The 7,030-nt window shown below is 70.7% G+C and carries 8 protein-coding genes; all 8 read right to left on the reverse strand.

What is annotated here, in order from left to right; all coding sequences use genetic code 11:
• Positions 1-96: 96 nt before the first annotated feature.
• The 8 genes from ACFV9T_RS16960 to ACFV9T_RS16995 all read right to left on the reverse strand — a co-directional run bounded on the left by ACFV9T_RS16960 (position 97) and on the right by ACFV9T_RS16995 (position 6,894).
• Positions 97-1,140 carry a lysophospholipid acyltransferase family protein gene (locus ACFV9T_RS16960; protein ID WP_385440854.1) on the reverse strand — a complete coding sequence of 348 codons (1,044 nt, stop codon included), beginning with the start codon at positions 1,138-1,140 and terminating at the stop codon, positions 97-99.
• Positions 1,141-1,153: 13 nt separating this feature from the next.
• Complete coding sequence (locus ACFV9T_RS16965; protein WP_385440857.1) at positions 1,154-2,197, reverse strand: NAD-dependent epimerase/dehydratase family protein; 1,044 nt, start codon at positions 2,195-2,197, stop codon at positions 1,154-1,156.
• Between the two features lie 194 nt (positions 2,198-2,391).
• Positions 2,392-2,490 carry a 30S ribosomal protein bS22 gene (locus ACFV9T_RS16970; protein WP_003948845.1) on the reverse strand — a complete coding sequence of 33 codons (99 nt, stop codon included), beginning with the start codon at positions 2,488-2,490 and terminating at the stop codon, positions 2,392-2,394.
• Between the two features lie 122 nt (positions 2,491-2,612).
• The gene (locus ACFV9T_RS16975; protein ID WP_014053989.1) at positions 2,613-2,822 is read right to left on the reverse strand and encodes a helix-turn-helix domain-containing protein; all 210 of its coding nucleotides are present in this window, start codon (positions 2,820-2,822) and stop codon (positions 2,613-2,615) included.
• Positions 2,823-2,952: 130 nt separating this feature from the next.
• Positions 2,953-3,768, reverse strand: a complete 816-nt coding sequence (locus ACFV9T_RS16980; RefSeq protein ID WP_385440860.1) for a phosphatase — start codon at positions 3,766-3,768, stop codon at positions 2,953-2,955.
• Positions 3,769-3,859: 91 nt separating this feature from the next.
• Entirely contained in the window at positions 3,860-5,032 is a 1,173-nt protein-coding gene (locus ACFV9T_RS16985; RefSeq protein ID WP_385440862.1) for an acetoin utilization protein AcuC, read from the reverse strand.
• Positions 5,001-6,212 (reverse strand): MFS transporter, encoded by a 1,212-nt coding sequence (locus tag ACFV9T_RS16990; RefSeq protein WP_385440865.1) that lies wholly within the window; start codon positions 6,210-6,212, stop codon positions 5,001-5,003. The genes ACFV9T_RS16985 and ACFV9T_RS16990 overlap by 32 nt, the downstream gene beginning before the upstream one ends.
• A 25-nt stretch (positions 6,213-6,237) precedes the next feature.
• A complete protein-coding gene (locus ACFV9T_RS16995) occupies positions 6,238-6,894 on the reverse strand; it encodes an HAD family hydrolase (protein ID WP_385440867.1) in 657 nt (218 codons plus the stop codon).
• Between the last annotated feature and the right edge of the window lie 136 nt (positions 6,895-7,030).

Consider the following 7,030-nt stretch of genomic DNA (forward strand, 5'->3'; position numbering starts at 1 on the left):
CCCGGCTCGTGGAGTACGTCCACACCAACACCGCGCGCTGACCCCCGGGCCGCGGGGGGCCCGCCGCCCGCCCCCCCCCCCCCCGACCGCGATCACTTAAAAGAACACCGAGCGGCGCTGCACCAAGAGCTTGTACAGCGTGTGCTGGATCGTTTCCCTCACCTGGTCCGTCAGGTTGAACATCAGCATCGGGTCGTCCGCGGCCTCCGGTGGATGCCCGTCCGTCGGGATGGGCTCGCCGAACTGGATCGTCCACTTCGTCGGCAGCGGCACCGCGCCCAGCGGACCCAGCAGCGGGAACGTCGGCGTGACCGGGAAGTACGGGATCCCCAGCAGCCGGGCGAGCGTCTTCGCGTTCCCGACCATCGGGTAGATCTCCTCCGCGCCCACGATCGAGCACGGCACGATCGGCGCTCCGGCGCGCAGCGCCGTCGAGACGAAGCCGCCCCGCCCGAACCGCTGCAGCTTGTACCGGTCCGCGAACGGCTTCCCGATCCCCTTGAAGCCCTCCGGCATCACCCCGACGACCTCACCGCGCTCCAGCAGCAGCTGGGCGTCCTCGGCGCAGGCGAGGGTGTGACCGGCCTTACGGGCCAGCTCGTTGATGAGCGGCAGCACGAAGACCAGGTCGGCGGCGAGCAGCCGCAGATGGCGCTGGGCGGGGTGGTTGTCGTGCACCGCGACCTGGAGCATCAGCCCGTCCAGCGGCAGCACCCCGGAGTGGTTGGCGACCACGAGCGCGCCGCCGCTCTCCGGGATGTTCTCGATGCCCTTCACCTCGACCCGGAAGTACTTCTCGTACATCGGGCGGAGCATCGACATCAGCACCTGGTCGGTGAGGTCCTCGTCGTAGCCGAAGTCGTCGACCTCGTACTCGCCGGTGATCCGGCGGCGCAGGAAGCTCAAGCCCTGGGCGAGCTTGCGCTCCCAGTCGCCGCCGCCGGGCGCCCGCTTCGGCGGGTGCGGGGGCAGGGGCGGGGTGGCCGCCGCGGAGGTCTCGGGGCGCTGCTCCAGCTCCTCGTCGCGCTGCTGCGGTACGGGTTTCAGCGGGCCCTGGGACCGGTTCGAACGGCCCGCGCGCAGTCCCTTCCGCCGGGACCGGGGTTCCTCACCGAACGGAATGACCTTGGCGTCCGCCATGGTGGTGCGCTCCTCATTTCTGGGCTCCGGCGGGCAGCAGTGCGCCGAGCCGGTCGATGGTACGGGCGAGGGTCTCGGGCGGGAGCAGCCCGGGACCGCGGCTGTGCGCGTAGTCCGCGAAGGCGCCGGCGGTGGTGTACTCGGGATCGAACCCCAGGGTTTCGCGCATCTGGGTCGTGGCCACCACCCGGCCGTGGGTGAGCAGCCGGATCTGCTCGGGCGAGAAGTCGGTGATGCCGAGGGACCGCAGCGCGGTGCGGGCCCACCGGAGGGTCGGCAGCAGCAGCGGCAGGGTGGGGCGGCCCAGCCGCCGGGCGGCCTGGGAGAGCAGCAGCACCCCGTCGCCCGCGATGTTGAACGTGCCGCTGTTGAGCGTGGAGCGGCGCGGCTCGGAGGCGGCGATCCGCAGCACCTCCAGGGCGTCCTTCTCGTGGACGAACTGGAGCCGCGGGTCGTAGCCGATGACGGTGGGCAGCACCGGCAGCGCGAAGTACTCGGCGAGCGGGGAGTCCGCGCACGGCCCCAGGATGTTGGCGAAGCGCAGCACGCACACCGCGACATCGGGGCGGCGCCGGGCGAAGCCGCGTACGTACCCCTCGACCTCGACGGTGTCCTTGGCGAAGCCACCGCTCGGCAGCGACTTGGGCGGGGTGGTCTCGCTGAAGACGGCGGGGTCGCGGGGCGCGGAGCCGTACACGCTGGTGCTGGACTTCACCACCAGCCGCTGGACCGACGGCGCCTTCTGGCAGGCACCGAGCAGCTGCATGGTGCCGATGACGTTGGTTTCCTTGACCGAGGTGCGATTGCCGCGGGCGCCGAGCGGGGTGCCGTTGATGTCCATGTGGACGACGGTGTCGACGCCGAACTCGGCGAGGAGTTTCCCGATCGTGGGGTGGCGGATGTCGGCGCGGACGAATTCGGCTCCGCCCAGCTGGTGTTCGGGAGCGACCGCGTCCACTCCGATGACCCGGTCGACGTCCGGCTCGCGCTGTATGCGCCGTACGAATCGACCCCCCAGCCGGCGGGCGACTCCGGTGACGAGCACGACCTTTCCCAAGATCAGCGCCTTCCTTCCCACCCTCGTCCGAGCATTCCGAGCCGGGCTGTGCGGACCACCGTAACCGTTCGATGTTGCGCTGTGATGACCACTCGCCGCGCGGTACGACGTTTTAAGCCGGGCCCCCGCCGCACGCACCGCAGCCCTTCCACCATGGGTGGAAGGGCTGCGGGACGAACACAGCGTCGCTGGTCTTACTTCTTGTTGCGACGCTGGACGCGCGTGCGCTTGAGCAGCTTGCGGTGCTTCTTCTTCGCCATCCGCTTGCGCCGCTTCTTGATAACAGAGCCCACGACTACCCTCGCTTACTTCGATTCACTCGGTGCGGGGCGTCCGAGCCCACACTACCTACATCGGGCCAGCCTACCCGTCACCGAGCGAAGCACGTAATCCGAGGGTCGACGGCCTAAGTGGCCTAAGCGGACTCCACCCCCACATAGGACTCGCGGAGGTACTCATGCACCGCTTGCTCCGGGACCCGGAAGGACCTGCCCACCCTGATCGCCGGCAGATGACCACTGTGCACCAAGCGGTACACGGTCATCTTGGAGACTCGCATCACCGAGGCGACTTCCGCCACGGTCAGAAACTGAACCTCATTCAGAGGCCGTTCGCCAGCAGCCATGACACACCACCTGAACCTTCCGCACATGTCGGGCACCGGCTTCCCCTCCGGTGACTCCTCTCGCATGCGCGCTCATCCCCAGGTTAGGGGCGGGTGATGCGAGTGGGGAAGAGGAGTAGCGATCGCACGCCTACTGTGACAGACACGCTCGATTGAGTACATAGCGAGTAAGCGGCCGGTAGTAACCAGACCGCACAGCGTCATCAAGTGGAACGGCCACGGACACCTGTCCCTCGGCTTCCCCGACGAACAGCGCGGGGTCGTCGGTGTCGCCCAGTCCGATGGCGGCAAACCCCAGTTGACCTGCTCCGCAGACCCATCCGTGGTCCCCGATCACCAGCCCCGGGAGCGGCCCTCCGGACTCCGCGGCACAGGCGAGGGCGACGCGAACCGGGAGGGGCGAGTGACTGTGGGCGCCCGGCTCACTCGCGGTCGGCCGGGCGCCGGGTTCCCGCACCATCGCGACTCCCCGTACGTAGGTGAGCTGGTACGTACGTACGCCGAAACGAGTCGTTATGTCGACACATCTACCCTGCGCGGGGGTGAGAACGGGGCACCCTGCCGCCGAGAGGGCCGACGCCAAGGCGGCGTAGAAACCCAGGAGGCGGTGGGGGTGGCCGGTGCCCAGGAGCACCGGTGCCCGGGTCTCGGCGGCCGCCCGGAGGCGGTCCGCGAAGGTCTGCAGGGCAGCGATCGTACGTTCCGGGTCGATCACATCGTGCCCGGAGACATGGGCCGGGTTGACCGAAACCCCGCATTTACTCCCCATGAGGCGAAGCAATTCGGTGAACGACCAGTCGTATTCGGGCTCCAGGCCGAGCAGCACCCGGGGGTCGCGGGCGGCGAAGAGCCGGTAGCGGCGGAGGCTCTCCTCGCGGCTGGTGGTCACCGGCCCGGCGAGCCGCGCCGCCAGCAGATGCGCACGCAGCGCGGCGGTACTCAACACCCCACCGATGCTGCTGGATCCCCGCCCGCGCCCGGGGGCGAACGCCCCGAGTTCCCACGGTCGGCCTAACCCCGGCGTACGAAAGTAAGAGTTACGGCAGCAGGCCGTGGTGGGGGAAGGCGGCCCGGCGGGTCGCCAGGATCGCCTGGTCCAGGCGGTCCGCCGGGTCGTAGCCGGACTCGGCGAAGTCCTGCCAGCGCGGCTCGCGCCCGTCCGTCATCCGGCGCGGCGCCTCCAGCCGGGTCCGCCGGTACACCTCGCTCCGCCACTCCTCCGGCACCTCGGCCTCCGGCTCCACCGGACGCCCCGCCGCGATCGCCACCAGATGCGTCCACGACCTCGGCACCACGTCCACCACCGCGTAGCCGCCGCCCCCGAGGGCCACCCAGCGGCCGTCCGCGTGCTCGTGGGCCAGCCGGTGGCAGCTCTCCGCCACCGCGCGCTGCGCGTCCACGGTCACACCCAGATGCGCGAGCGGGTCCTCGATGTGGGTGTCCGCGCCGTGCTGGGTCACCAGCGCCTGCGGGCGGAAGGCGGCCAGCAGCTCCGGCACGACCGCGTGGTAGGCCCGCAGCCAGCCCGCGTCCCCTGTCCCGGCCGGGAGCGCCACGTTCACCGCGGAGCCCTCGGCGCCCGCACCGCCGGTCTCCTCCGGCCATCCGGTCTGCGGGAAGAGGGTGCGGGGGTGCTCGTGCAGCGAGATGGTCAGCACCCGCGGATCGTCCCAGAACGCCGCCTGCACGCCGTCGCCGTGGTGGACGTCCACATCCACGTACGCGACCCGCTCGGCGCCCAGCTCCAGCAGCCGGGCCACCGCCAGCGACGCGTCGTTGTAGACGCAGAACCCGGAGGCGCCGCCGGGCATCGCGTGGTGCAGCCCGCCCGCGAAGTTCACCGCGTGCAGCGCCTCGCCGCGCCACACGCTCTCCGCCGCGCCCACCGACTGCCCGGCGATCAGGGCCGACGCCTCGTGCATTCCGGCGAACGCCGGGTCGTCCATCGTCCCGAGCCCGTACGAACCGTCCGCGGCCGCCGGATCGGCCGATGCCCGCCGCACCGCGTCGATGTACTCCTGGCGGTGGACCAGCCGCAGCGTCGAGTCGCCGGCCGCCTTGGCGGCCACCACCCCGACCGCCCGGTCGAGCCCGTACGCCTCCACCAACCGCATGGTCAGCGCGAGCCGGACCGGGTCCATCGGATGCCCGGCGCCGAAGTCGTACCGGGTTACTTCCTCATCCCACATCAACTGTGCGCGGCCGCTCATGCCCGTCACCGTATCGGGCTGGTGCAGCCGTGAACGACCTCGCGTAGACCAGCGTCACGAGGACGAGCGCCATCGGCACGAGCATCGCCCCGCGATAGCTCCACGCGCCCCCCAGCGCGCCCACGAGCGGCGAACCGATCAGAAAGCCCACGTAATTGAAGATATTCAGGCGCGCGATGGCCGCGTCCGATGCCCCGGGGAAGAGCCGCCCGGCGGCGGCGAACGTCTGCGGCACCAGGACGCACAGCCCGAGCCCCAGCAGCGTGAACCCGAGCATCCCCACCCACGCGCCGGGCGCCGCCGCGACGACCGCGAACCCGCCCGCCGCGAGCAGCGACCCGGCCCGGACGACGGCGGCCGCCCCGAAGCGCCGCACGCCGAGGTCACCGAAGGTGCGGCCGAGAAGGGTGGTGACCATGTAGACGTTGTACGGCACCGTCGCCAGCTGGTCGGAGCTGTGCAGCACGTCCTCCAGGTACTTGGCGGACCAGTTGGAGACCGTGGAGTCGCCGATGTAGGCGAAGGCCATGACGAGGCAGAGCGGCATCAGCAGCTTCATGTTCACGGCCCCCGCCCCGTGCCCGCCGTCCTCTGCGCCGGGGCCGCTCTCGTCGTCCGCGTACCAGCGGGCCGCGACGAACGCGACGGGCACGAGGACCGCCACCAGCGGCGCGTACAGCACGGGCAGCGGCAGGTCCCAGTGCGCGCCCGCCCAGGCGAGCGAGGCCCCGGCGATCCCGCCCAGGCTGTACGCGGCGTGGAAGCCGAGCATGATGCTGCGCCCGTACGCGCGCTGCAGGCTCACCCCGAGCATGTTCATCGACGCGTCGAGCGCGCCGACGGTGAGGCCGAAGACCGCGAGCGCGGCGGCGAGCTGCCACACGGCCGTGCCCGACCCGGCGGCGAGCAGGGCGAGCGAGACGACGGGCTGGACCCAGCGCAGCACCCGGCCGGGCCGTACGCGTTTGACGAGGTGTTCGGTGGCGACGCTGCCCACCCCGGCCAGCACGGGCACGGCGGCGAGGAAGACGGGCAGCATCGCGTCGGATATCCCGTAGCGGTCCTGCAGCGCGGGTATCCGGGTCACGAGCAGAGCGAAGATCGCGCCCTGGACGAAGAAGCTGATGGCCAGCGAGGCCCGGCCATGCCGCAGCCGCGGGTCCGGGCGCGTATCCGTCATGGCCGAGGAGCGTAGGCCCCCGGCCCTACTTGTGGGTAGAGCTGAGCACTATTCGCAGTTCGGCCATCTCGGAGAAGTGGGCCAGGGCGCCGGGGAGCCGGTCGGCCGGGGTCATGGCCGTGTAGCCGTACGCGTCCATACCGGCGGCCACGGCGGCCCGCACGCCGAGCGGGCTGTCCTCGACGACGGCGCACTGCTCCGGGGTGACGCCCATGTTCTTGGCCGCGTGGAGGAACAGGTCGGGGGCGGGCTTGCCACGGCCCACGTCCTCGGAGCTGAAGATGCGGTCCTCGCCGAAGAAGTCGTAGAGCCCGGTCTTCCGCAGGGCGACCCGGATGCGCTCATGGCTTCCGGAGGAGGCGACGCAGTACGGAATCCCGTCCGCCCGCAGCCCGCTCAGCGTCGCGGCGATTCCGGCGACGGGCTCCAGCTCGCGGCGGAAGGCGGCGAAGACGCGGGAGTGGAAGGTGGTGTCGAAGTCGGCGGGGAGCCGCTGCCCGGTGCGCTCCAGGACCAGGTCGTGGATGCGGTGCATGGCGGAGCCCATGTAGTCCCGCAGGGAGTCCTCGTAGCTGGTGGGATGCCCCAGCTCGGTGAGATAGCCCGCGAGGAGCCGATTGGAGATCGGCTCGCTGTCGACGAGTACTCCGTCGTTGTCGAAGATGACCATGTCGTAGCGCATGGCATTCAGCCTACAAACACGAAAAGGCCCTGTTGGGAGCTTCAAGCTCCCAACAGGGCCTTTTCCAATGATTGTTCGGCGGCGTCCTACTCTCCCACAGGGTCCCCCCAGCAGTACCATCGGCGCTGAAAGGCGT

Source organism: Streptomyces sp. NPDC059850 (assembly GCF_042731515.1).
GTDB lineage: Bacteria > Actinomycetota > Actinomycetes > Streptomycetales > Streptomycetaceae > Streptomyces.